The organism is Burkholderia sp. ABCPW 14 (assembly GCF_001523835.1).
GTDB classification, from domain to species: Bacteria; Pseudomonadota; Gammaproteobacteria; order Burkholderiales; family Burkholderiaceae; genus Burkholderia; species Burkholderia mayonis.
Genome location: NZ_LOVS01000196.1, coordinates 30,324 through 56,061 on the forward strand (window position 1 = coordinate 30,324; position 25,738 = coordinate 56,061).

Consider the following 25,738-nt stretch of genomic DNA (forward strand, 5'->3'; position numbering starts at 1 on the left):
TGCGCGGCGTGCGTCCCGGCGTATCGACATTCGAGCGGGAGACAGGGCGTGCTTCATCAAATCATCGACCGCAGACTGGCCGGCAAGAACAAGAGCATTGCAAACCGTGAGCGCTTCCTGCGCCGCGTCAAGAACTACATTCGCCGCGCGGTGTCCGATGCGGTGCGCGATCGCAGCATCAAGGACATCCAGAGCACGCAGAGCATCACGATTCCCCGCAAGGACATCGCGGAGCCGACGTTCCGGCACGGGCCGGGCGGGCGGCGCGAGATCGTGCATCCGGGCAACGCCGACTACGTGCGCGGCGACAAGATTCCGCGTCCGCCGGGCGGCGCCGGAGGCGGCGGCAGCCAGGCGAGCAACGAAGGCGAAGGTCAGGACGACTTCGTGTTCGAGCTGTCGCGCGAGGAGTTCATGCAGTACTTCTTCGACGATCTCGAACTGCCGCGCCTCGTCAAGACTCATCTGCTGACCGTGCCGAGCTGGAAGAACGTCCGCGCGGGCTGGGCGGCCGAGGGCACGCCGAACAACATCGACGTCGTGCGTTCGCTGCGAAGCGCGCTCGGCCGGCGCATCGCGCTCGGCTCGCCGCTCGTCAACGAGCTGCGCGAGCTCGAGGAAAAGCTCGCCGCGCTGAAGGAGGAACTGGGCGATCATCGCGTCGAGATCGCGCAGCTCGAGGATGCGATCCATCACCTGAAGGGCCGCATCTGGCGCATTCCGTTCATCGATCCGTTCGACCTGCGCTACGTGAACCGCGTGAAGATGCCGCAGCCGTCGAGCCAGGCGGTGATGTTCTGCCTGATGGACGTGTCGGGCTCGATGGACGAGCAGCGCAAGGATCTCGCGAAACGCTTCTTCATCCTGCTGTACCTGTTCCTGAAGCGCAACTACGAGCGGATCGAAGTCGTGTTCATCCGCCATCACACGCGCGCGGAGGAGGTCGACGAGGACACGTTCTTCCATTCGACCGAAAGCGGCGGCACGGTCGTGTCGAGCGCGCTCGAGCTGATGCGCAAGGTGATGGACGAGCGCTATTCGCCGACCGAGTGGAACATCTATGGCGCGCAGGCGTCGGACGGCGACAACTGGACAGACGATTCGCCGAAGTGCCGCAAGATCCTCGACGAGGACATCCTCTCGAAGGTGCGTTACTTCGCATACATCCAGGTGACGCCCGAAGAGCAGAACCTGTGGCTCGAGTACGCGCAACTGGCATTGTCGCAACCGCATCTCGCGATGAAGAAAGTGGAATCGGCGGCCGACATTTATCCGGTGTTTCGCGAACTCTTTGAAAAGCACGTGGAAACCTGATGACGACACGCCATCCGCATAACGAAGCGCGCGGCTACGAGCCGCGCCGCAAGCGCGACGACGCATCGGAACCCGCCGCAAACGAGCGCGGCGCGTCGCCCGACGCGGCGGAGCAGCACCCAGGAGCAGGAGCGCCCGCGAGCGGGCTCAAGGAAGCGCGTATGAACGTTGCCGACCGCAAACCGCTGCCGTGTCCGTCCGATTGGACCTTCGAGCTGATCGAGGAGTACGACACCCATATCTCGCAGGTCGCGGAGCAGTACGAGCTCGACATCTATCCGATCCAGCTCGAGTTGATCAGCGCCGAGCAGATGATGGACGCGTACGCGTCGGTCGGCATGCCCGTCAACTACCGTCACTGGTCGTTCGGCAAGCACTTCCTGTCGACCGAGAAGAGCTACCGTCGCGGGCAGATGGGGCTCGCGTACGAGATCGTCATCAATTCGAACCCCTGCATCGCGTATCTGATGGAAGAGAACACGATGACGATGCAGGCGCTCGTCATCGCGCACGCGGCGTACGGGCACAACTCGTTCTTCAAGGGCAACTACCTGTTCCGCTTGTGGACGGACGCGCATGCGATCGTCGACTATCTCGTCTATGCGAAGAACTACGTCGCCGAATGCGAAGAGCGCTACGGGCTCGACCGCGTCGAGGAACTGCTCGACTCGTGCCATGCGCTGATGAACTATGGCGTCGACCGCTACAAGCGGCCGCAGAAGCCGTCGCTCGCGAAGGAATCGGAGCTGCGGCGCGAGCGTGAGGCGTATCTGCAGTCGCAGGTCAACGAGCTGTGGCGCACGTTGCCCGGCAAGAAGCCCGAGCTCGCCGAGGAGCAGGAGGAGCGCTATCCGTCGGAGCCGCAGGAGAACCTGCTGTACTTCGCGGAGAAGAACGCGCCGTTCCTCGAGCCGTGGGAGCGCGAGGTGATCCGGATCGTCCGCAAAATCGGCCAGTACTTCTATCCGCAGCGGCAGACGCAGGTAATGAATGAAGGCTGGGCGACGTTCTGGCATTACACGCTGCTCAACACGATGTACAACCAGGGCAAGCTCGCGGACGGCTTCATGATGGAGTTTCTCCATTCGCACAGCAACGTGATCTACCAGCCGCCCGTGACGAAGCCGTACTACAGCGGGATCAATCCATACGCGCTCGGTTTTTCGATGATGAGCGATATCCGCCGGATCTGCGAGTCGCCGACCGAGGAAGACAGCAAGTGGTTTCCGGAGCTCGCGGGCAGCCCGTGGCTGCCGGCGATGCACTACGCGATGCGCAACTTCAAGGACGAGAGCTTCATCGCGCAGTATCTGTCGCCGCACCTGATCCGCGAGATGCGCTTGTTCTCGGTGCTCGACGACGACATGCGCGACGCGCTCGAGGTGTCGGCGATCCACGACGACAGCGGCTACCAGTACGTGCGCCAGGCGCTGTCGCGGCAGTACGACATTCATCACCGCGAGCCGAACATCCAGGTGTGGTCGGTCAATACGCGCGGCGACCGCAGTCTCACGCTGCGCCATTTCATGACCGACAACCGCCATCTGTCGAACGACAGCGACGAGGTGCTCAAGCACATGGCGCGGCTCTGGCAGTTCGACGTGTTTATCGAAAGCGTCGACGAGACGGGGACGGTCCGCAAGCGCTACGAGTGCCGCTACACGGCGCCGGAAATCCGGCTCTGACGGCGCGGTGCGCGCACGTTGCCGTCGGCGGCGCCGTTGACGCCGTTGACGATCCGCCCGCCGTCGCCGCTGCGCACGCTGCCCCCAGCCTTGCACGAAACGCGAGCCATCCGGCTCGCGTTTTCGCTGAATGCGCGGGCGACCGGAAATTATTTTTCGACATCCGGGCGATCCCGGGCAGCCAGTTACATTACATTTCGCTAGAATCGCGGCCACGCCGAGGTGGAACCGGTATCACCGCGTGCGTCGAACAAGAAGGCGGCAACTCATCACCGCCAGGCCATCCAAGAGAACCTCAAGGAAAAGACCATCCATGAATGATCAGACCGCCGTCGCCGCCGTCACGCGGCAAGACGTCCGGCGCCGCGTACTCGCGATCGTGGGCGCATCGTCGGGCAACCTCGTCGAGTGGTTCGACTTCTACATCTACTCGTTCTGCGCGCTGTACTTCGCGCCGGCGTTCTTCCCGAGCGGCAACACGACGACGCAACTGCTCAACACGGCTGGCGTGTTCGCGGCGGGCTTCCTGATGCGCCCGATCGGCGGCTGGCTGTTCGGCCGGATCGCCGACAAGCACGGCCGCCGCGCCGCGATGATGATCTCGGTGCTGATGATGTGCGGCGGCTCGCTCGTGATCGCGGTGCTGCCGACCTACGCGCAAATCGGCGCGCTCGCGCCGTTCCTGCTGCTCGTCGCGCGGCTGTTCCAGGGGCTGTCCGTCGGTGGCGAATACGGCACGAGCGCGACCTACATGAGCGAGGTCGCGCTCAAGGGCCGCCGCGGGTTCTTCGCGTCGTTCCAGTACGTGACGCTGATCGGCGGCCAGCTCTGCGCGCTCCTCGTGCTCGTGATCCTGCAGCAGACGCTGTCGACCGCCGAACTGAAGGCATGGGGCTGGCGGATTCCGTTCGTCGTCGGCGCGGCGGCCGCGCTGATTTCGCTGTATCTGCGCAAGTCGCTCGACGAGACGTCGACGAGCGAATCGCGCAAGGCGAAGGACGCCGGCACGATCCGCGGCGTGTGGCAGCACAAGGGCGCGTTCCTGACGGTGGTCGGCTTTACCGCCGGCGGCTCGCTGATCTTCTACACGTTCACGACGTACATGCAGAAGTACCTCGTCAACACGGCGGGCATGCACGCGAAGACGGCGAGCAGCGTGATGACGGCCGCGCTCTTCGTCTACATGCTGATGCAGCCGGTGTTCGGCGCGCTGTCGGACAAGATCGGCCGCCGGATGTCGATGATCCTGTTCGGCACGGGCGCCGTGATCGGCACGGTGCCGCTGATGCACGCGCTGGGCGGCGTGACGAGCCCGTATGCGGCGTTCGTCCTCATCGTCGTCGCGCTCGCGATCGTCAGCTTCTATACGTCGATCAGCGGTCTCATCAAGGCCGAGATGTTCCCGCCTGAAGTGCGCGCGATGGGCGTCGGCCTGTCGTATGCGGTCGCGAACGCGATCTTCGGCGGCTCGGCCGAGTACGTCGCGCTGTGGTTCAAGTCGGTCGGCAGCGAGTCGAGCTTCTACTGGTACGTGACCGCGCTGTGCGCGATCTCGCTCATCGTGTCGTGGCGGATGCGCGATCCGAGCAAGGAAGGGTATCTGCGCCACGAGCCCTGATCGCGGCTCGGCCGCGCGGGCGGGGCCGCCCGGTTCGGCGCTCGCCGCGCGATTCGATCCGAGCGCGAGCGGCGGCGCGTCGGGGCGCCCGTGCCGCGTGCGTGCAAACGGCGTTTCGCGTCATCGCGAAGCGCCGTTTTTTCATGCGCGCGCCGTTATCGCCGCGGCCGATAAGCGTAGCGGATTTGCTTCGTTGACCCGTGCGCGCGAGCGCCCCTAGATTTGCTGTCTCGACGGAATTCATGGAGTCGTCATGACACGCGCATCGTTTTTCGGCCGGCATTCGCTCGCGGCCTTGCTGGCCGCCGCGCTCGCCGCCGCCTCGGTTTTCGCCGCGCCCGCGGCCCGCGCCGAAGGGCGCATCCGGATCGCCGAGCAATTCGGCATCGTCTATCTGCTGTTGAACGTCGCGCGCGACCAGCACCTGATCGAGCAGGCGGGGCGCGCCGAAGGCGTCGCGATCGACGTCGACTGGGTGAAGCTGTCGGGCGGCGCGGCGATCAACGACGCGCTCCTGTCCGGCTCGATCGACGTCGCGGGGGCGGGCGTCGGGCCGCTCCTGACGATCTGGGACCGCACGCGCGGCCGGCAGAACGTGAAGGGCGTCGCGTCGCTCGGCAACCTGCCGTACTACCTCGTCAGCAACAATCCGCGCGTGAAGACGATCGCCGATTTCACCGAGCGCGACCGCATCGCGGTGCCCGCGGTGACCGTGTCGGTGCAGTCGCGCGTGCTGCAGTTCGCGGCCGCGCGGCGCTGGGGCGATCGCGCGTACGATCGGCTCGACAAGCTCACGCAGGCAGTCCCGCATCCGGACGCGGCGGCCGCGGTCATCGCGGGCGGCACCGAGCTCACCGCGCACTTCGGCAATCCGCCGTTCCAGGAGCTGGAGCTTGCAGGCAATCCGAACGCGCACGTCGTGCTGAGCTCGTACGACGTGCTCGGCGGGCCGAGTTCGTCGACGGTGCTGTATTCGACCGAGAAATTCCGCCGCGACAATCCGAAGACATACCGCGCGTTCGTGGCCGCGCTCGAGCAGGCCGCGCGCTACGTGCACGCGAATCCGGACGGTGCGGTCGACGCATATCTGCGCGTGAACCGCTCGAAGGCCGATCGCACGCTGCTGCTGAAGATCGTCAGGGATCCGCAGGTGCAGTTCAAGATCGCGCCGCAGAACACGTTCGCCCTCGCGCAGTTTATGCATCGCGTCGGCGCGATCCGCAACGAGCCGAAGACCTGGCGCGATTATTTCTTCGACGATCCCGCGACCGCGCAGGGCAGTTAGCGGCGGACGCCGCAGCTCGAGCGTGTCGCGCGAGAGGGCGCGCGCGACACGGCGCGCGCTCGTGCAGCCGGCGAAGCGCGTCAATGCGACGCACGCGATATCGATATCGAAAATGCTTCGTTGTGCGCAGCGCCCACGAGCCTTAATCTGAACGTGTAGTTCGTGTGACACCTCCTTGACTGGGATTCTCGCCCGCTTCGCAGCGGGCATTTTTTTTGATCGTCCCGGCGGGACTCGATGGAGTGCGACGCATGGCGGCAGAACCGTCAACCCTGTTTGCGAATCCGGCCGACGCGGCGAGCGGGCGGGCGACGAGCGGCAAGCTGCTCGCCGTCGATCGTGTGACGCTCGAATACCGCAGCCGCGAGCGCGTCGTGCGCGCGACGCAGCAGGTGAGCTTCGACGTCTACGGCGCGGATCGCTTCGTGCTGCTGGGGCCGTCCGGTTGCGGCAAGTCGACGTTGCTGAAGGCGATCGCGGGCTTCGTCGCGCCCGTCGAGGGCGCGATCACGCTCGCGGGCGAACCGGTGCGCGGCCCGGGCGCCGACCGCATCGTCGTGTTCCAGGAGTTCGATCAATTGCCGCCGTGGAAGACGGTGCTCGAGAACGTCGCGTTTCCGCTGCGCGCGGCGAAGAAGCTGCCGCGCGCCGAGGCCGCGGCGCGCGCACGTTCGGCGCTCGGCAAGGTGGGCCTGAGCGCGTTCGCCGATGCGTATCCGCACACGCTGTCGGGCGGGATGAAGCAGCGCGTCGCGATCGCACGCGCGCTCGCGATGGAGCCGCGCGTGCTGCTGATGGACGAGCCGTTCGCCGCGCTCGACGCGCTTACGCGCCGGCGGATGCAGCACGAACTGCTGCGGCTGTGGGACGACGCGCGCTTCACGCTGCTGTTCGTCACGCATTCGATCGAAGAGGCGCTCGTGATCGGCAACCGGATTCTGCTGCTGTCTCCTCATCCTGGACGCGTGCGCGCGGAGCTCAACAGTCATCATTTCGACGAAGGCAGCGTCGGGCGCGCGGATTTTCAGCGGACGGCGGACCGAATCCATCGGCTGTTGTTCGACGAGCATGGAGCGCACGCATGAGCACGAATACGGGCGTGCGGATCGCGCCGCCCGTGCGCGACGAGTATGAGATCGCGCTCGCGCCGACTGCGCCGGCTGGCGCCGTGTCGGCGGTCTATCCGTCCGCCGTCGCCGAGCGTGACATCGGCTCCGCGCCGCTCGCGCGGCCGTCGGCGTTCGCTCGTCTGCGCGACGCGGAATGGCTGCGCAAGACGCTGATCGCGCTCGTGCTGATCGCCGGATGGGAATTCGCCGCGCGCGCGATCGACAACGATCTGCTGCTGCCGACCTTCAGCGCGACCGCGCTTGCCTTCGCGCAGGGCATCGCGAACGGCGAACTGCCGGCGAAGATCGCGGTGTCGCTGTCGGTGCTGCTGCGCGGCTATGCGCTCGGCGTTGCTTGCGCGTTCGCGCTGACCACCCTGGCGGCGACGACGCGCGTCGGCCGCGATCTGCTGACGATGCTGACCGCGATGTTCAATCCGCTGCCGTCGATCGCGCTGCTGCCGCTCGCCTTGCTGTGGTTCGGCCTCGGCACGGGCAGCCTGCTGTTCGTGCTCGTGCACGCGGTGCTCTGGCCGCTCGCGCTGAACACGTTCTCGGGTTTTCAGGCGGTGCCCGCGACGCTCAGGATGGTCGGCCGCAATTACGGGCTGACGGGCTTGCGTCACGTCGTCGCGATCCTGATTCCGGCCGCGCTGCCGTCGATCCTCGCGGGCTTGCGAGTCGGCTGGGCGTTCGCGTGGCGCACGCTGATCGCGGCCGAGCTCGTGTTCGGCGCGAGCGCGGGCGGCGGCGGGCTCGGCTGGTACATCTTCCAGAATCGCAACGAGCTCTATACGGACCGCGTGTTCGCGGGGCTCGCCGCGGTGATCGTGATCGGACTGATCGTCGAGCACGGCGTGTTCGACGCGCTTGAGCGCGTGAGCGTCAAGCGCTGGGGCGCGCAACATTGAGCGCCGCGCGCATTTGCTTCGCGCATCCGCACGCAATAGCAAGAAAACTGCTGATGTCAGCAGCATTTCTTGGTTCGAAAACGGTGCATGCACTGATACGGTGACGGACTCGCAGCGCTGCACGCTGCGTCGCTCATCCGGCCGGACGCGTCGCGCGCCGGCTTCACGACAAAACATGAGATCAAGAGATCGCCAATGAAACTCAAGCCTCTCGCTACCTGGCTCATCGGTTTTTCGCTCGTCGCCGCGCATGCGGCCGCGCACGCGGACCGCCTCGACGACATCAAGAAAGCGGGCGTGCTGCGCGTCGCGACGTTCGACAGCAATCCGCCGTTCGGCTTCGTCGATCCGAAGACGAACCGCATCGTCGGCCTCGACGTCGACTACGCGCAGGCGCTCGCCGACAAGCTCGGCGTCAAGCTGAAGCTGCAGCCGACCAATCCCGCGAACCGCATTCCGTTCCTGACGTCGGGCAAGGTCGACCTCGTGCTCGCGAACTTCACGATCACCGACGAGCGTGCGAAGCAGGTCGACTTCAGCACGCCGTACTTCGCGTCGGGCCAGCAGTTCCTCGCGAAGAAGGGCATCCTGAAATCGGCCGACCAGTTGAACGGCATGCGCATCGGCGCGGACAAGGGCACGACGAACGAGGTCACGCTGCGCGACAAGTATCCGAAGGCGACGATCGTCGCATACGACGACACGCCGTTCGCGTTTGCCGCGCTGCGCGCGGGCAACGTGCAGGCGATCACGCAGGACGGCCCGAAGCTGATCGGCCTGCTCGCGAACGTGCCGGACAAGCAGAACTACGAGATCCCGGCGTTCACGATCTCGAACGACTACATGGGCGTCGGCGTGCCGAAGGGCGAGGCGCGGCTCGTCGCGTTCGTCGACGACACGCTGAAGGGCCTCGAGGCGGACGGCCGCGCGGGCAGGATCTACGACGCGTGGTTCGGGCCGGGCACGAAGACGCCGCTCACGCGGATCTTCAAGATCGGCGACAAGCGTTGAACGAGCGTTGAACAAGCGCTGAAGACGCGCGGCGATGCGCGGGCGTCGGGCGCGCGATCCGCGCTCGGCGCCCATGCGTGCGAGGTCGGGCGTGCGTACGACGCACGCATTCGATGTCGCGCAGAGGTCGGCACGGGCCGCATGCAGCCGCATGTGGCCCGCACTCGCTCCGGACGTGTGCCGCATGCGGGCGCGCAGGCCGACGCAACCCCGAGACGCAAACGCGGCCGCCGCACGGGCGGCCCCAAGCAGACAAGATGGACGCCTGGCTCGCTCCCAAGTACCTGATGTGGTTATGGCAGGGCTTCCTGCTGACGCTCGGCCTGTCGCTCGCGGCGGCCGTCGCGGCGACGTTCGCGGGCTTCGCGCTCGCGATCGCGCGTCATGCGAATCGCGCGTGGCCGAGGCGCGCGGCCGCCGCCTACGTCGTCGCGTTTCGCAACACGCCGCTCATCGTGCAGCTCCTGTTCTGGTATTTCGGCGTCGCGTCGCTGCTGCCGGAGCCCGTGATGGCGTGGCTCAACGCGCGTCACGCGATCGCGGTGGGCGGCGTCGAGCTGCGTTGGCCGTCGTTCGAATTCGTTGCCGGCTGGGTCGGCTTGAGCTGCTACACGAGCGCGTTCGTCGCCGAGGAGTTCCATGCGGGGCTGCGCGGCGTGCCGGCCGGCCAGTATCACGCGGCGAGCGCGCTCGGCCTCGCGCCGCTGCAGACGTTCCGCTTCGTCGTGCTGCCGCAGGCGGTGCGGATCGCGTTGCCGCCGCTGTTCGGCCAATACATGAACCTGATCAAGAACTCGTCGCTGACGATGGCGATCGGCGTCGCCGAGCTGTCGTACGCGTCGCGCCAGGTCGAGACCGAGACCTTCAGGACCTTCGCCGCGTTCGGCGTGTCGACCGTGCTGTACATCGCGGCAGTCGCGGTCGTCGAGGCGCTCGCGCAGTGGACGGTTCGGCGTCGCGATCGCACGTTCGCGGGGCGTTGACGATGGATCTGTCGATACTCGCGAACAACCTGCCGTACCTGCTCGTCGGCGCGTTTCCGGACGGCCCGCTCGGCGGCGCCGCGCTGTCGCTCGCGCTCGCGATCGCATCGGCGCTCGCGTCGGCGGCGCTGGGCGTCGCGGGCGGCGTCGCGCTCGCGCTCGCCACGGGCGCGCTGCGCGGCGCGCTCATCGTCGTGATCGGTTTTTTCCGTGCGATCCCGGTGCTGATGCTGATCTTCTGGACGTACTTCCTGCTGCCCGTGCTGCTGCACGCCGACGTGCCGGGGCTCGCGGCCGTCGTGTGCGCGCTGTCGCTCGTCGGCGGCGCGTATCTCGCGCATTCGGTGCACGCGGGAATTCGCGCGGCGGGCGCGGGGCAGTGGCAGGCGGGCCTGTCGCTCGGGCTCACGCGCTGGCAGACGGTGCGCTGCGTGCTGCTGCCGCAGGCGGTGAAGATCATGACGCCGTCGTTCGTCAACCAGTGGGTGTCGCTCGTGAAGGACACGTCGCTCGCGTATATCGTCGGCGTGCCGGAGCTGTCGTTCGTCGCGACGCAGGTCAACAATCGGCTGATGGTGTATCCCGCGCAGGTTTTTCTGTTCGTCGGCGTGATCTATCTGATTCTCTGCACCGCGCTCGACGTCGCGGCGACGTGGCTGCTCGCGCGCCATCGGCGCGGATCGCCGCAAGGCGGCGAGACGCCGAGCGCGGCGGCCGCGCAGACGGCGTCGAGCGGGCAGCGATAGCGCGATAGCGTCGTCCGGCGGAAGTCGTGCGGGTGCAGGACGTGTTCGTGCCGCGGGCAGCGTCTGCACGGGCGTCTCGGCGCATCGCCGTATCGAGAGCGATGCGCGCGGCGGATTGCGCGACGGCGCACGCATCTGCCGAAGACGACGCGGCCGTTCGAATCTCCGACGAACCGAAGCCTAGCGCGCCGACGCGCGCGGCTCGTGCGTTACCGCATCGTCACGACGACGCGTAGTGCGTGTTGAAGATCGCGCGCAGCGTCGACGTATCGGTCGCGAACTCGGCCCACAGCGGCGCGTCGATCTGCGCGAAGCCGAGCGGCCGCGCGCCGCTCGACGCGAGCCGGAAGCACGCTTCGCTCGCGATGCGCCGGAACGTGTCGAGCTGCATCGCCGACAGCGTGTTCTGCGCGTTGGCAAGCGCGACGAGCGGATCGACCGGCTGATCGTCGACGCGGACCTCGAAATGCAGATGCGGGCCCGTCGCCGCGCCCGTCGAGCCGACCGCGCCGATCCGCTGTCCCTGCGCGACGCTCATCCCGGTTTCGAGCCCCGGCGCGAACGCCGACAGGTGCGCGTAGTAGGTCGACGTGCGGTCCGGATGATCGACCACGACGTACTTGCCGTAGCCGTCGGGATCGTAGCCGACGAACGACACGACGCCTGCCGCCGCTGCGCCGACGCGCGTGCCGGTCGGCGCGGCGAGGTCGACGCCCGTGTGCATTTGCAGGATGTGCGACAGCGGATGGATGCGCTCGCCGAAATACGAGCTGATTCGCGTGCTGACGACGGGCATCGTGAGCGCGGGCGCGTCGAGCGGCTGGCCGTTGAAGGCGTAGTACGCGCCGCCCGCCGCGCCCGGCGGCTTGAACCAGATCGCGCCGAACTTGCGGCCCGCGACGCGCAGCTCGAGCGCGGTCACGCGCGGCTTGCCCGATGCAGAGTCGAATGCGATCCGGTAGCGATCGCCCGGCTGCGCGTCCGCGTGCGAATGCACGCGGTCGGAGATCAGGTCGCCGATCTGGATTCGCACTTCGGGCGGGATGTCGATCTGATTGAGCGTGTCGGCAAGCGTCTGCTCGATCGCTCCCGAGCGCACGCCGCTGTCGGTCGGCGCGAGCACCGAATCCGCGAGCGAGAACGCGCGGCCGTCGTAGCCGAGCAGTTCGTTGCGATGCTCGGCGAGCGAGGCGAACAGGCCGGGCCGCGTCAGGCCCGGCGTCGCGTCGGCGCCCGCCGGATCGGTTCGATCGGCGTGTGCCTGCAGCGGATCGGCGTGCGGCGCCTGCTCGGCGATCATGCGCTCGAGTTCGTTTGTGACGAAGCGTTGCGCGCTCGGAAACGGCGCGTCGGCGAGCACGCGCTGCGGCGTGCGTGCCGCGTTCGCGCTCGACGCATCAGGCGATTTCGACACGGCGGGCAGCGCCGCGAGGCCGAATGCGATCAGCGCGGCGAGCGTGCTCGCCGCGGGCAGCTTGCGTTTGAACGACCGGGCGGAGGCGGCTTGAGCCGGCGATCCGGCGACGGACGCGGGATCGCCGGAAGAAACGGAAACGGTATGCGCGAATGGCTTGGCCAACGGTGTCCACATCCTTGAAAAAGGCGGTTCGAAACAAAAGGGTGTGGGCGGGCGGCTGCGGAAAGGCTCGCGTCGGAGCGGGCGGCAGCGCCTGGGCGTTCAACGCAGCGGGGCGCGATCACGACCGGACCGCGCCCCGCTGCGCACCGCTCGGCCCAACGACGCGGACGATGTCCGCTCCGAACGGCGATTCGGCTCTCGAGGGTTCAAACCCATATGATGAATCGACGCCAACTTAAGTGACCGCGTGGCGCGCGCAATTGTTCCGCACGTTTGACGATTTTATGTAGGGGCGGATGGTTGGCGCGTTCAGTGCGCGATTGCGCGCGCCGGCGCGCGTGACGTGCAATCTTGGGCGCGCCGCAGCGCGGGCGACGCGCGCAGCGCATCGACGCCCGCGTCGAGCATCGCTTCGGCATCGCCCCAGCGGTCGCCGCGCAGCCGCGTCGTCCAGATCATCGAGCCGAAGATGCCTTCGAGCAGGGACAGGAAATGGACGCCCGCGAGATGCACGTCGAGCGACGCGTCGAGTTCGCCCGCGAGGACCGCGCGGCGCAGCAGCGCCTTCGTGATCCGCAGCGCCTGCAATTCGTAGAGCGCGCGGCGGCGCAGCAGCGGCGCGTTTTCTTCGCTCTGCTCACATTTCATGTAGAGGATTTCGAGCACGCGCTGCATCGAGCCGGGCTCGCCGCATTGATGCAGGTAATGCGACGCGGCGAGGCGCAGCGTCGCGAGCGCGGGGCGCTCGCCGGACAGCTCGAACCCCTCGACCGCGCGCGAGAACGCGCGGTCGCACATCGCGACGCACACTTCGATCTTGCCCTTGAAATGTCCGTAGACCGCGCCGCGCGACATGCCGGCCGCTTCCGCGATATCGGCCATCGCGGTCTGTCCGACGCCTTTTTCGAGCAGCACGAGCTCGGCGGCGTCGAGGATCCGGTTCTTCGTGTTCAACGATTCTTCGCGCGTCTTGCGGGCCATGTGGGTCGATTCTCCCTTTCGTTTGCTTGTCGCTTTATTACGACATGTTATCAAGCGACACTATTTAATCAGTCGTGACTGATTATAATCGATCGCCCTGACCGGCCCAAGTTCGTCCTGGGCCGAACGAATCGCGAGGAAAACAATGAACTACGAATGGGCACGCATGCGCCGCGTGTGGGCGGCGCTCGCCGTCGCGGCGTTCGCCGCCGCCGGCTGCGGCAAGCGCGACGGCGGCGACGAGGCGGCCGCGCCGCGCCAGGCGACCGTCGTCACGGCGAAGAAGGCGTCGGTGCCGCTCTCGGTCGAATTGCCGGGCCGGCTCGACGCCTACCGCCAAGCCGAGGTGCGCGCGCGGGTCGCGGGCATCGTGACCGCGCGCACGTACGAAGAAGGACAGGAAGTGAAGCGCGGCGCGGTGCTGTTCAAGATCGATCCCGCGCCGTTCAAGGCGGCGCGCGATGCGGCCGCGGGCGCGCTCGAGAAGGCGCAGGCCGCGTATCTCGCGGCGCTCGACAAGCGACGCCGCTATGACGAGCTCGTGCGCGACCGGGCGGTCAGCGAGCGCGACCACACCGAGGCGCTCGCCGACGAGCGGCAGGCCCGGGCGGCCGTCGCGACGGCGCGCGCAGAGCTCGCGCGGGCGCAACTGCAGCTCGACTACGCGACCGTCACCGCGCCGATCGACGGCCGCGCGCGCCGCGCGCTCGTCACCGAAGGCGCGCTCGTCGGCCAGGACCAGGCGACGCCGCTCACGACCGTCGAGCAGCTCGATCCGATCTACGTGAACTTCTCGCAGCCGGCCGCCGACGTCGAGTCGCTGCGGCGCGCGGTGAAGAGCGGCCGCGCGGCGGGCATCGCGCAGCAGGACGTCGAGGTGACGCTCGTGCGCCCGGACGGCAGCACGTATGCGCGCAAGGGCAAGCTGCTGTTCGCGGATCTCGCGGTCGATCCGTCGACCGACACGGTCGCGATGCGCGCGCTCTTTCCGAATCCGGAGCGCGAGCTGCTGCCGGGCGCGTACGTGCGGATCACGCTCGATCGCGCGATCGCGCGCGACGCGTTCCTCGTGCCGCGCGACGCGCTCCTGCGCACCGCCGACAGCGCGACCGTCAAGGTCGTCGACAAGCACGGCAAGATTCGCGACGTGACGGTCGAGGCCTCGCAGATGAAAGGCCGCGACTGGATCGTCACGCGCGGGCTTCACGGCGGCGAGCGCATCGTCGTCGTCGACGCCGCGCAATTCGAAGCAGGCGCGACCGTGAAGGCGCTCGAGCGCGGCGCGCCCGCGCAACCGGCCGCCGGGCCGGCCGCGGCCGCCGCGCCCGCGAAGCGCCAAACCTGACAAGCACAACTCGATCATGGCTCGTTTCTTCATCGATCGCCCGGTGTTCGCCTGGGTGATCTCGTTATTCATCATGCTGGGCGGCATCTTCGCGATTCGCGCGCTGCCCGTCGCGCAGTATCCGGACATCGCGCCGCCCGTCGTCAGCATCTACGCGACGTATCCGGGCGCGTCCGCGCAGGTCGTCGAGGAATCGGTCACGGCCGTGATCGAGCGCGAGATGAACGGCGTGCCCGGCCTCCTGTATACGTCGGCGACGAGCAGCGCCGGCCAGGCGTCGCTGTACCTGACGTTCAAGCAGGGCGTGAGCGCCGATCTCGCGGCCGTCGACGTGCAGAACCGGCTGAAGACCGTCGAGGCGCGGCTGCCCGAATCCGTGCGGCGCGACGGCATTTCGGTCGAGAAGGCGGCCGACAACATCCAGCTCGTCGTGTCGCTCACGTCGGAAGACGGACGGATGTCGGCCGTGCAGCTCGGCGAATACGCGTCGGCGAACGTCGTGCAGGCGCTGCGGCGCGTCGAAGGCGTCGGCAAGGTGCAGTTCTGGGGCGCCGAATACGCGATGCGGATCTGGCCGGACCCGGTCAAGATGGCGGCGCTCAATCTGACGGCATCCGACATCGCGACGGCCGTGCGCGCGCACAACGCGCGCGTGACGATCGGCGACATCGGCCGCAGCGCGGTGCCGGACAGCGCGCCGATCGCGGCGACCGTGCTCGCCGACGCACCGCTGTCGACGCCCGACGCGTTCGGCGCGATCGCGCTGCGCGCGCGCGCCGACGGCTCGACGCTCTATCTGCGCGACGTCGCGAAAATCGAGTTCGGCGGCAACGACTACAACTATCCGTCGTTCGTGAACGGCAAGACGGCGACCGGCATGGGCATCAAGCTCGCGGCGGGATCGAACGCGGTCGCGACCGAAAAGCGCGTGCGCGCGACGATGGACGCGCTGTCGAAGTTCTTCCCGGCGGGCGTCACGTACCAGATTCCGTACGAGACGTCGTCGTTCGTGCGCGTGTCGATGAGCAAGGTCGTGACGACGCTCGTCGAGGCGGGCGTGCTCGTGTTCGCGGTGATGTTCCTCTTCATGCAGAACTTCCGCGCGACGCTGATCCCGACGCTCGTCGTGCCCGTCGCGCTGCTCGGCACGTTCGGCGCGATGCTCGCCGCGGGCTTCTCGATCAACGTGCTGACGATGTTCGGGATGGTGCTCGCGATCGGCATCCTCGTCGATGATGCGATCGTCGTCGTCGAGAACGTCGAGCGGCTGATGGTCGAGGAGAAGCTGCCGCCGTACGAGGCGACCGTGAAGGCGATGAAGCAGATCAGCGGCGCGATCGTCGGGATCACCGTCGTGCTGACGTCGGTGTTCGTGCCGATGGCGTTCTTCGGCGGCGCGGTCGGCAACATCTACCGGCAGTTCGCGCTCGCGCTCGCGGTGTCGATCGGCTTCTCGGCGTTCCTCGCGCTGTCGCTCACGCCGGCGCTCTGCGCGACGCTGCTGAAACCCGTCGCCGGCGACCATCACGAGAAGGGCGGCTTCTTCGGCTGGTTCAACCGGTTCGTCGCGCGTGCGACGAACCGCTACGCAGCGCGCGTCGGCCAGGTGCTGAAGCGTCCGCTGCGCTGGCTCGCCGTGTACGGCGCGCTGACGGCGGGCGCCGTGCTGCTGCTCATGAAGCTGCCGACCGCGTTCCTGCCGGACGAGGACCAGGGCAACTTCATGGTGATGGTGATCCGCCCGCAGGGCACGCCGCTCGCGGAGACGATGCAGAGCGTGCGGCGCGTCGAGGAATACGTGCGCAAGAAGGAGCCGAGCGCGTACACGTTCGCGCTCGGCGGCTTCAACCTGTACGGCGAAGGGCCGAACGGCGGGATGATCTTCGTCACGCTGAAGGACTGGAAGGAGCGCAAGCGCGCGCACGACCAGGTGCAGGCGATCGTCGCGCGGATCAACGAGCACTTCGCGGGCACGCCGAACACGACGGTGTTCGCGATGAATTCGCCCGCGTTGCCCGATCTCGGCTCGACGGGCGGCTTCGACTTCCGTCTGCAGGATCGCGGCGGGCTCGGCTACGCGGCGCTCGTCGCCGCGCGCGAGAAGCTGCTCGCCGAGGGGCACGGGAACGCCGTGCTGACCGATCTGATGTTCGCCGGCACGCAGGACGCGCCGCAGCTCAAGCTCGACATCGATCGCGCGAAGGCGTCGGCGCTCGGCGTGTCGATGGACGAGATCAACGCGACGCTCGCGGTGATGTTCGGCTCCGAGTACATCGGCGACTTCATGCACGGCGCGCAGGTGCGCCGCGTGATCGTGCAGGCGGACGGGCGGCACCGGCTCGATCCCGATGACGTGACGAAGCTGCGCGTGCGCAATTCGAAGGGCGAGATGGTGCCGCTGTCCGCGTTCGCGACGCTGCACTGGACGATGGGCCCGCCGCAGTTGACGCGCTACAACGGCTTCCCGTCGTTCACGATCAACGGCTCGGCCGCGGCGGGACACAGCAGCGGCGAGGCGATGGCGGCGATCGAGCGGATCGCCTCGACGCTGCCGGCGGGCGTCGGCTATGCGTGGTCCGGGCAGTCGTACGAAGAACGGCTGTCGGGCGCGCAGGCGCCGATGCTGTTCGCGCTGTCGGTGCTCGTCGTGTTTCTCGCGCTCGCGGCGCTGTACGAGAGCTGGTCGATTCCGTTCGCGGTGATGCTCGTCGTGCCGCTCGGCGTGATCGGCGCGGTGGCGGGCGTCACGCTGCGCGGGATGCCCAACGATATTTACTTCAAGGTGGGACTGATCGCGACGATCGGGTTGTCGGCGAAGAACGCGATCCTGATCGTCGAGGTCGCGAAGGATCTGGTTGCGCAACGGATGTCGCTTGCCGACGCGGCGCTCGAAGCCGCGCGGCTGCGGCTGCGGCCGATCGTGATGACGTCGCTCGCGTTCGGCGTCGGCGTGCTGCCGCTCGCGTTCGCGACGGGCGCCGCGTCCGGCGCGCAGGTCGCGATCGGCACGGGCGTGCTCGGCGGCGTGATCAGCGCGACGCTGTTCGCGATCTTCCTCGTCCCGCTCTTTTTCGTGTGCGTCGGCCGCGTGTTCGACGTCGGCTCGCGCCAGCGCGGCAGCGCGCACGCGGCACTGGAGACCAAGTGATGATGAAACGCCTGTCCTTGCAGGGCGAGCGATGCCGCCTGCGACAGCCGGATGCGCGGCGGGCGTGGCCGATCGCGCTCGCGGCGGCGCTCGTCGCGGGCTGCACGCTCGCGCCGCGCTACGAGCGGCCGGCGGCGCCCGTGCCCGCGAGCTACGCGCACACTGCGGCGGGCGCGTCGCGGGGCGCGGACGCGACGGCTTCGGCCGCCGCGGCATCGGATGCCGCAGCTTCGGCTGCCGTGGCGTCGGATGCCGCTGCAGCCGACCGCGGCGTGCGGGCTACGCGCGATGTCGGCGATGCGCGCGAAGCGGCCGACACGCACGACACGCGCCTCGACGACTGGCGTGTGTACTTCACCGATCCGTCGCTGCGCGCGCTGATCGACGCGGCGCTCGCGAACAACCGCGATCTGCGGATCGCGACGTTGCGCATTCAGGAAGCACGCGGCCTTTACGGCGTCGCGCGCGCGGACCGGCTGCCGTCGATCGACGGCAATCTCGGCTACGAGCGCACGCGCCAGTACGACCCGGTGCTGCGCGAGAGCGCGACGAGCACGCTGTATCGCGCGGGCGTCGGCGTGAGCGCGTTCGAGATCGATCTGTTCGGCCGCGTGAAGAGCCTGTCCGACGCGGCGCTCGCCGAATACTTCGCGACGGCCGAAGGGCAGCGCGCGGCGCGCATCAGCCTGATTGCCGAAGTCGCATCCGCGTACGTGACCGAACGCGCGCTCGTCGATCAGTTGAAGCTCGCCGAGCGCACGCTCGCCGCACGCGACGCGACGTATGCGCTGACGCAGCGCCGCTATGCGGCCGGCACCAGCACGGCGATCGAACTGCGCACGGCCGAGATGCTCGTCGCGTCGGCGCGCGCGTCGAAGGCGGCGCTCGAACGCGAGCACACGCAGGCGACGAGCGCGCTGAAACTGCTCGCGGGCGACTTCGGGACGACGCTGCCCGCCGATGCGCCCGCGCTCGACGAACTCGCGGTCGCGGCGGTGTCGCCGGGGTTGTCGTCGGCTCTGCTCGAGCAGCGGCCGGACATCCGGCAGGCCGAGCAGCGGCTCGTCGCGGCGAATGCGAACATCGGCGCCGCGCGCGCCGCGTTCTTTCCGCGCATCGCGCTCACGACGGAGATCGGTTCGGTCAGCGACGCGTTCTCGGGACTCTTCTCGGGCGGCGCGAGCGTGTGGACGTTCGCGCCGCGGCTCACGCTGCCGATCTTCGCGGGCGGGCGCAATCGCGCGAACCTCGACGTCGCCGCCGCGCGCAAGCACATCGCGGTCGCCGAATACGAGAAAACGATCCAGACCGCGTTCCGCGAAGTCGCCGACGCGCTCGCGGCCCGCGATCAGATCGACGCGCAACTCGACGCGCAGCAGGCGGTCTACGGCGCGGACGCCGAACGGTTGAGGCTCGCGGAGCGGCGCTACGGCAGCGGCGTCGCGAGCTATCTCGAACTGCTCGACGCGCAGCGCAGCACATTCGAGTCCGGGCAGGAACTGATTCGCCTGAAGCAGTTGCGGCTCACGAACGCGATCACGCTGTATCGCGCGCTCGGCGGAGGGTGGTCGCGGGCCGCGTGCGGCGGCGGCGACGCCTGCGCCTGCGCCTGCGCGTGAGCGTGAGCGTGAGCGTGAGCGGGCGGCGCACGCCTGTTCGCTTCGATACGCATTATTGCCGGGGCCGGTAGGGCGGCGCGCGCGTCGTCGTCCACGCGCAATGACGAATCGGCCGGCCGACGCCGCTTCAACTGCGGCCGGTCGGGCCGCCCGGAAGAACGGATTCGATTGGGCGATTCGCCGATTCGATGTGTCATGCGCCGATGCGCAATGGACGCGAGCGCGTCGCGTTCGCCGAACCGGCCGTGAAGCGTCGCCGCAACGCGGCGCGCATCGCTTCGCGTCCGCGCCACGGTTCCGTTGCGCCGATTTCCGTTGCGCCGATTTCCGTTGCGCCGATTTCCGTTGCGCCGATTTCCGTTGCGCCGATTTCCATTGCGCCGATTTCCATTGCGCCGATGACGATCCCCGAGGTGCGATGCCCGTCGTCCAGCGGCCCCGACCTCTCCATAGTGCCCGCTGGACCCGCGCTCGCGAGCCGCCGCGGGTTGCGCGGCGCAAATCATCAATAAATCGCGCGACACACGCACACGCGAACGAGTCGCATCTCCGCCGCCCGGCATCGACGGAAAGCGCCCGACGCATTCTCGTGGAGATCGATCCGCCCACATCGTTTCCTGCGGCACTCGCGACGTCGCTCGAATGCTCCAATGCACGCAAGCAGACCGCCCGGCGCCGTCGAGCGTGATCGTGCCGGCAAGCAGCCATCTCACAGACAAGCGTAGCGATCGAGTCGATTCGACGACCGCCGACGCCGCGCCGACCAATCACATTCGCCGGCCATCGAGGCTGCTCGGTTCGAACAGCAGGCGAGGGCAGTGCCCGACCGAATCCGCCGGCCTTTTTGATCGATGTCCATCTGCAAACGTTTCCCCGCGCTCATTTCCATTCAGCAAACGATTGCGTGTACATAAAATCGAGAATTTCCTTATCCCATAAATATGAGTTTGCATTCAAATTGTCAAATAAATTCAAATTCATTAGTATTCGCACGATTGCATGAGATGGAAATGTGTGAATTGAACGATTGCATGGGATCGCAAACGATTGCGCCATAAGTCAATAATGAGATTGATATCTCAAAATGATATGAAAGGAATATTCGATGTTGCAATTTGACAACCATTGCTGAAATGTCAGGAAAAAGTCATATTTTTCGACACTTCGCGGGGACATCGTGAACTGCTTGCCGCAGCAGGCGAGGCAGGCCGATATGAAAGATTTTTTTAATAAAAACAATGGATTGAATTCAATCCGGCAAATGCATTGTGCGCCGCAAAATGCGGAAAACCGCTCTGTCGGCGAACTGTTCGGAAGCGGATGGAAAATAAAATGTAAAGCAATTATCTGACAATGCTTTACAAAATGCTTTCCGATTCATCTTGATAATGCGGTCCGTCGCGACGAACCAAGACCAACGCATTGCGATGCATTTCCACGCATTGCGAATACGTCCGACAAATCGTCAAAACTCCATTGTCACGTTACGGAATTAGCCATGAAAAAAGCACTCCTGTCCGCCGCCGTCGTCGCCTGCGCCGCATTGTCCACGTCGGCGTTCGCCGCCGGCACCGGCACCATCAACTTCACGGGCGAGATCGTCGCGGGCGCATGCGGCATCGACGCGGGTTCGGTGGACCAGACCGTGCGTCTCGGCTTCGTCCCGGCGAACGCGTTCAAGGCCGCCGGCGACAAGTCGACCCCGCAGAACTTCGACATCAAGCTGGTCGATTGCGACACGAGCGTCGCGCAGAACGCGTACTTCACGTTCACGGGCACGTCGAACGCAACGCAGCCGAAGCTGATCGCGACGGTCGGCTCGGCGAAGAACGTCGGCATCCGCCTGCAATCGGCGTCGGGCGAATACCTCGACAACGGCGCGGAGCAGAAGGGCCCGGTCGTGCTGAGCAGCGGCACGAGCGTCGCGCGCTTCGCCGCGATGTACGAATCGACCGCCGCGGGCGTCACGCCGGGCACGGCCGACGGCGTCGCGAACTTCACGGTCCGCTACCAGTAAGCCGGCGCGGCGCGTCGAGCCGCATCGCGAGGGAAGGGCGCGCGCCCTTTCTTCGCGCGATTCCTTTCGCTTTCCCGTTTTTTCCGCGATCCCTATTCCGTTTCAGTCAGTCGGCGTGCGAATCAGACTTTCCTTCTTCTGCGTGTCCATGCTGGTCGCCGGCAGCCATGCCCAGGCGACGGAGTTCAATTCGTCGTTCCTGAGCATCGACGGCGCGAACGACGTCGACCTGTCGCAGTTCTCGCAGGCGGACTTCACGCTGCCGGGCACGTATCTGCTCGACGTGCAGGTCAACGACGTGTTCTACGGTCTCCAGCAGGTCGAATTCGTCGCGCAGCACGAAGGGCAAGGCGCGCGCGCGTGCATCACGCCCGAACTCGTCGCGCAGTTCGGCCTGAAGAAGTCGCTCGTCGCCGGCATGCCGCGTTTCATGGGCGGCCGCTGCGCGGATCTCGCCGCGATCGAAGGCGTGACGATCCGCTATCAGAAGGGCGAAGGGCGCCTGAAGATCACGATTCCGCAAGCCGCGCTCGAATTCACCGACGCGTCGTACCTGCCGCCCGAGCGCTGGAGCGAAGGCGTCGACGGCGCGATGCTCGACTATCGCGTGCTCGCGAACGCGAATCACGCGTTCGGCGGCGGCGCGCAGCAGAACAACTCGGTGCAGGCGTACGGCACGATCGGCGCGAACTGGGGCGCGTGGCGCTTTCGCGGCGACTATCAGGCGCAGACGAACGCGGGCGGCCCCGCCTACGCGGATCGCACGTTCCGCTTCAACCAGCTCTATGCGTATCGCGCGCTGCCGTCGCTGCAGTCGACGCTGTCGTTCGGCGAGATCTACGTCGATTCGGACATCTTCAGCACGTTCTCGATGTCGGGCGTCGCGCTCAAGAGCGACGACCGGATGCTGCCGCCGTCGATGCGCGGCTACGCGCCGCTCGTCGCGGGCGTCGCGCGCACGAACGCAGTCGTCAAGGTGATGCAGGACGGCCGCGTGCTGTACATGACGAAGGTGTCGCCCGGCGCGTTCGCGCTGTCGAATCTCAACACGAGCGTGCAGGGCACGCTCGATGTCGTCGTCGAGGAAGAGGACGGCTCCGTCCAGCGCTTCCAGGTCGCGACCGCATCGGTGCCGTTTCTCGCGCGCGAAGGCCAGTTGCGCTACAAGACCGCGATCGGCAAGCCGCGCACGTTCGGCGGCGCGGGCATCACGCCGTGGTTCGGCTTCGCCGAGGCCGCGTACGGGCTGCCGTTCGACGTGACCGTGTACGGCGGCCTCATCGCGGCGTCCGGCTATACGTCGGTCGCGTTCGGCATCGGCCGCGATTTCGGCCGCTTCGGCGCGCTGTCGGCGGACATCACGCACGCGCGCGCGACGCTCTGGTGGAACGGCCAGACGAAGCAGGGCAACTCGTATCGCATCAACTATTCGAAGCACTTCGACGCGCTCGACGCCGACGTGCGCTTCTTCGGCTATCGCTTCTCGGAGCGCGACTACACGAATTTCCAGCAGTTCTCGGGCGACCCGACCGCGTCCGGCCTCGCGAACGGCAAGCAGCGCTATTCGGCGATGCTGTCCAAGCGCTTCGGCGATACGTCGACCTATTTCTCGTACGACCAGACGACCTACTGGTCGCGTCCGTCCGATCAGCGGATCGGCGTGACGCTCACGCGCGCGTTCTCGCTCGGCGGGCTGAAGAGCGTGAACATGAGCTTCTCCGCGTTCCGCACGCAAGGCGTGGGCGGCGGCGGCAACCAGGTGTCGCTGACGGCGACGCTGCCGCTCGGCGAGCGCCAGACGCTCACGTCGAGCGTGTCGACGGGCCAGGGCGGCACGAGCGTGAACGCGGGCTACATCTACGACGGCATGAACGGCCGCACCTATCAGGTGTACGGCGGCACGACCGACGGCCGCGCGTCCGCGAACGCGAGCTTCCGCCAGCGCACGCCGTCTTACCAGTTGACCGCGCAGGCGTCGACGGTCGCGAACGCGTACGCGGCGGCGTCGCTCGAAGTCGACGGCTCGTTCGTCGCGACGCGCTACGGCGTGACCGCGCACGCGAACGGCAACGCGGGCGACACGCGTCTGCTCGTATCGACCGACGGCGTGCCCGGCGTGCCGCTCGCCGGCTCGTATGCACGCACCGACTCGCGCGGCTACGCGGTGATCGACGGCGTGTCGCCGTACAACGTATACGACGCGACCGTGAGCGTCGACAAGCTCGGCCTCGACACCGAAGTGACGAACCCGATCCAGCGCACCGTGCTGACGGACGGCGCGATCGGCTACATCAAGTTCAACGCGGCGCGCGGGCGCAACGTGTTCGTCACGCTGACGGGCGACGACGGCGCGCCGGTGCCGTTCGGCGCGTCGGTGCAGGACGCCGAGACCGGCAAGGAGCTCGGCATCGTCGGAGAGGCGGGCGCCGCGTACCTGACGCAGGTGCAGCCGCGCGCGAAGCTCGTCGTGCGCGCCGGCGCGAAGACGATCTGCACGCCCGCCGCGCTCCCCGACACGTTGCAGCTCGACGGCACGCCCGTGCCCGTCGGCTGCGAATCCGCGACGCAGCACGCGTCGCGCTGACCGACCTGACTGACCTGACCGACTCGACCCGATGATGAACATGACCACACGATGCTTTTCCGCTTCGAACGCACGGCGCATGGCCGCCGCGCTCCTCGCCGCGCTCGCGGTCGCCGCGCATGCGGCGATCGTGCCGGACCGCACCCGCGTGATCCTCAACGAAGGCGAGCAGGCCGCGATCGTGACGATCTCGAACAAGAGCGATGCGTATCCGTATCTCGTGCAGTCGTGGCTCGAAGACGAGCACGGCAACAAGATCACGACGCCGCTGATGGTCGTGCCGCCGCTGCAGCGCGTCGAGCCGAGCGAGCGCAACGTGCTGCGGATCGCGCGGATGCCGGGCGCCGCGCTGCCGGCCGACCGCGAATCGGTGTTCTATCTGAACATCCGCGAGGTGCCGCCGAAGACCGACACGCCGAACGCGCTGCAGATCGCGCTGCACACGCAGATGAAGCTGTTCTACCGGCCGGCGGGCGTCCAGCCCGCGCGCGACGAGGACCCGACGCTGCCGATGGCGTTGCGCGTCGATCCGGCCGCGCACCAGCTCGTGTTCGACAACCCGACGCCGTACCACATCACGGTCGTCGCGCTCGCGGCGGGCGCGAACAAGACGCCGCTGCCGCTCGATCCGGTGATGGTGAATCCGAAGGGCGCGGCGAGCGTGCCGTTCTCGGCGTCGACGGGCGGCGGTCTTCACGTCACGCACGTCGACGACTACGGCGGCCAGGTGACGGTCGAGTACGCGTGCGACGGCAATGCGTGCCGGAGCGTGAAGCGATGAGCCCGTTCACTCGCTTCGTGCCGCGACGCATGCCCGGCTGGCTCGCGTGGGCCTGCGCGGCGCTCCTCGTCGCGCTCGCTCAGCCCGCGTGGGCGGTGCGCTGCCTGACGAACAGCGGCCAGACATCGCTCACCGAGCCGATCGGCAACGTCGCGTCGTATCCGACCGACGCGCCCGACGGCTACGTGATCTGGATTTCGTCGCCGCGCACGACGGACGGCTATTGCTACAAGGATCTCGGCGGCGCGGGCAATCTGAACATTGTCGACAACATCTACTTCTACGCGAATCCGGACGGCAAGAACCCGGCCGCGTGGGGGCTCGAGATCGGCATCCGCTACCAGGGCGTCGACCACTTCGGCGCGGGCAGCCGTCCCGGCACCGGCGTGCCGACGGGCTTCGCCGTGCCGCCGTGCTCGCAGACGGACTTCAACGCGAAGCGGTGCCCGAAGATTCCGATCAGCATCACGTACCAGGTGGTCGTGCGCAAGAAGGGCACGTGGGTACAGCCGCCGAGCGATGTCTACACGGTGTTCCAGTTCGACGGCGAGAAAGGCCTGAACAACACGAATCCGAGCTTCCAGTACCGGCTGAGCGGCCTGCAGAACCTGAAGCCGACGCCGTGCATGGTCGACGTGACGGTGACGCCCGAGCCGGGGATCGTGAAGTTCGGGCAGATCCAGGCGTCCGGCAACGGCTTCTCTCCAGCGGTGCCGCGCAAGCCGTTCAGCCTCGCGCTGACGAAGAAATGCAGCATACCGGTGCGCGTCGACGGCTACTTCGAGACCTCGCAGACCGTGCGCAACGGCCTGCTCGTGCCGCAGAGCGACAGCAATTTCGGGATCGGCATCGAGGACAAGAACGGCAATGCGATTCCGTTCAACCAGCAGTTCGTGCTCACGCAGATGCCGGGGAACGTGTCGTATCAGAACGTCGTGTTCGATGCGGTGCTGAAGTCGTTCGGCGCGCCGAAGATCGGGCCGTTTACCGGGACGGCGACGATTCGGCTGTTCATCTACTGA

The 25,738-nt window shown here is 67.2% G+C and carries 20 protein-coding genes; 18 read left to right on the top strand and 2 right to left on the bottom strand.

Features of this window, described 5'->3' with window-relative positions; all coding sequences use genetic code 11:
• The first annotated feature begins 48 nt into the window (after positions 1 to 48).
• The 9 genes from WS62_RS29160 (at position 49) to WS62_RS29200 (ending at position 10,662) form a co-directional block, all read left to right on the top strand.
• Positions 49 to 1,314 carry a YeaH/YhbH family protein gene (locus tag WS62_RS29160; RefSeq protein WP_066578383.1) on the top strand — a complete coding sequence of 422 codons (1,266 nt, stop codon included), beginning with the start codon at positions 49 to 51 and terminating at the stop codon, positions 1,312 to 1,314.
• The gene (locus WS62_RS29165; RefSeq protein WP_066578385.1) at positions 1,314 to 2,999 is read left to right on the top strand and encodes a SpoVR family protein; all 1,686 of its coding nucleotides are present in this window, start codon (positions 1,314 to 1,316) and stop codon (positions 2,997 to 2,999) included. Before WS62_RS29160 ends, WS62_RS29165 begins: the two co-directional genes overlap by 1 nt.
• A 313-nt stretch (positions 3,000 to 3,312) precedes the next feature.
• On the top strand, positions 3,313 to 4,617 hold the full coding sequence (locus tag WS62_RS29170) for an MFS family transporter (RefSeq protein ID WP_066578386.1): 1,305 nt from the start codon (positions 3,313 to 3,315) through the stop codon (positions 4,615 to 4,617).
• A 253-nt stretch (positions 4,618 to 4,870) separates the two neighbouring features.
• Positions 4,871 to 5,902, top strand: coding sequence for an ABC transporter substrate-binding protein (locus WS62_RS29175; protein WP_066578387.1), 1,032 nt, complete (start codon positions 4,871 to 4,873; stop codon positions 5,900 to 5,902).
• Positions 5,903 to 6,153: 251 nt separating this feature from the next.
• Positions 6,154 to 6,987 (top strand): ABC transporter ATP-binding protein, encoded by an 834-nt coding sequence (locus WS62_RS29180; RefSeq protein WP_066578388.1) that lies wholly within the window; start codon positions 6,154 to 6,156, stop codon positions 6,985 to 6,987.
• The gene (locus WS62_RS29185) at positions 6,984 to 7,922 is read left to right on the top strand and encodes an ABC transporter permease (RefSeq protein ID WP_066578390.1); all 939 of its coding nucleotides are present in this window, start codon (positions 6,984 to 6,986) and stop codon (positions 7,920 to 7,922) included. The genes WS62_RS29180 and WS62_RS29185 overlap by 4 nt, the downstream gene beginning before the upstream one ends.
• 195 nt (positions 7,923 to 8,117) lie before the next feature.
• The gene (locus tag WS62_RS29190) at positions 8,118 to 8,933 is read left to right on the top strand and encodes an ABC transporter substrate-binding protein (protein ID WP_066578396.1); all 816 of its coding nucleotides are present in this window, start codon (positions 8,118 to 8,120) and stop codon (positions 8,931 to 8,933) included.
• Between the two features lie 257 nt (positions 8,934 to 9,190).
• Positions 9,191 to 9,916 (top strand): amino acid ABC transporter permease, encoded by a 726-nt coding sequence (locus WS62_RS29195; protein ID WP_066578399.1) that lies wholly within the window; start codon positions 9,191 to 9,193, stop codon positions 9,914 to 9,916.
• 2 nt (positions 9,917 to 9,918) lie between these two features.
• The gene (locus tag WS62_RS29200) at positions 9,919 to 10,662 is read left to right on the top strand and encodes an amino acid ABC transporter permease (RefSeq protein ID WP_066578404.1); all 744 of its coding nucleotides are present in this window, start codon (positions 9,919 to 9,921) and stop codon (positions 10,660 to 10,662) included.
• 220 nt (positions 10,663 to 10,882) lie between these two features.
• Here the strand turns inward: WS62_RS29200 and WS62_RS29205 are convergent, their stop codons facing one another.
• Complete coding sequence (locus tag WS62_RS29205) at positions 10,883 to 12,241, bottom strand: peptidoglycan DD-metalloendopeptidase family protein (protein ID WP_066578406.1); 1,359 nt, start codon at positions 12,239 to 12,241, stop codon at positions 10,883 to 10,885.
• Between the two features lie 309 nt (positions 12,242 to 12,550).
• Positions 12,551 to 13,222, bottom strand: coding sequence for a TetR family transcriptional regulator (locus tag WS62_RS29210; RefSeq protein WP_066489878.1), 672 nt, complete (start codon positions 13,220 to 13,222; stop codon positions 12,551 to 12,553).
• A 145-nt stretch (positions 13,223 to 13,367) separates the two neighbouring features.
• Between WS62_RS29210 and WS62_RS29215 the strand changes: the two genes are divergently transcribed.
• The 9 genes from WS62_RS29215 to WS62_RS29250 all read left to right on the top strand — a co-directional run bounded on the left by WS62_RS29215 (position 13,368) and on the right by WS62_RS29250 (position 25,738).
• The gene (locus tag WS62_RS29215) at positions 13,368 to 14,567 is read left to right on the top strand and encodes a MexX/AxyX family multidrug efflux RND transporter periplasmic adaptor subunit (protein ID WP_066578415.1); all 1,200 of its coding nucleotides are present in this window, start codon (positions 13,368 to 13,370) and stop codon (positions 14,565 to 14,567) included.
• Between the two features lie 16 nt (positions 14,568 to 14,583).
• Positions 14,584 to 17,715 carry a multidrug efflux RND transporter permease subunit gene (locus tag WS62_RS29220; RefSeq protein ID WP_066578417.1) on the top strand — a complete coding sequence of 1,044 codons (3,132 nt, stop codon included), beginning with the start codon at positions 14,584 to 14,586 and terminating at the stop codon, positions 17,713 to 17,715.
• Entirely contained in the window at positions 17,715 to 19,334 is a 1,620-nt protein-coding gene (locus WS62_RS29225; RefSeq protein WP_066578422.1) for an efflux transporter outer membrane subunit, read from the top strand. Before WS62_RS29220 ends, WS62_RS29225 begins: the two co-directional genes overlap by 1 nt.
• 203 nt (positions 19,335 to 19,537) lie before the next feature.
• A complete protein-coding gene (locus tag WS62_RS38535; protein WP_231748443.1) occupies positions 19,538 to 19,846 on the top strand; it encodes a hypothetical protein in 309 nt (102 codons plus the stop codon).
• A 665-nt stretch (positions 19,847 to 20,511) separates the two neighbouring features.
• Positions 20,512 to 20,685 carry a hypothetical protein gene (locus WS62_RS37700; protein ID WP_197422945.1) on the top strand — a complete coding sequence of 58 codons (174 nt, stop codon included), beginning with the start codon at positions 20,512 to 20,514 and terminating at the stop codon, positions 20,683 to 20,685.
• Positions 20,686 to 20,832: 147 nt separating this feature from the next.
• Positions 20,833 to 21,351 carry a fimbrial protein gene (locus tag WS62_RS29235; protein ID WP_066578433.1) on the top strand — a complete coding sequence of 173 codons (519 nt, stop codon included), beginning with the start codon at positions 20,833 to 20,835 and terminating at the stop codon, positions 21,349 to 21,351.
• A gap of 142 nt (positions 21,352 to 21,493) precedes the next feature.
• Positions 21,494 to 23,935 (top strand): fimbria/pilus outer membrane usher protein, encoded by a 2,442-nt coding sequence (locus WS62_RS29240; RefSeq protein ID WP_197422947.1) that lies wholly within the window; start codon positions 21,494 to 21,496, stop codon positions 23,933 to 23,935.
• Between the two features lie 31 nt (positions 23,936 to 23,966).
• Positions 23,967 to 24,716 carry a fimbrial biogenesis chaperone gene (locus tag WS62_RS29245; RefSeq protein WP_066578438.1) on the top strand — a complete coding sequence of 250 codons (750 nt, stop codon included), beginning with the start codon at positions 23,967 to 23,969 and terminating at the stop codon, positions 24,714 to 24,716.
• Positions 24,713 to 25,738, top strand: a complete 1,026-nt coding sequence (locus tag WS62_RS29250; RefSeq protein WP_066578572.1) for a fimbrial protein — start codon at positions 24,713 to 24,715, stop codon at positions 25,736 to 25,738. The genes WS62_RS29245 and WS62_RS29250 overlap by 4 nt, the downstream gene beginning before the upstream one ends.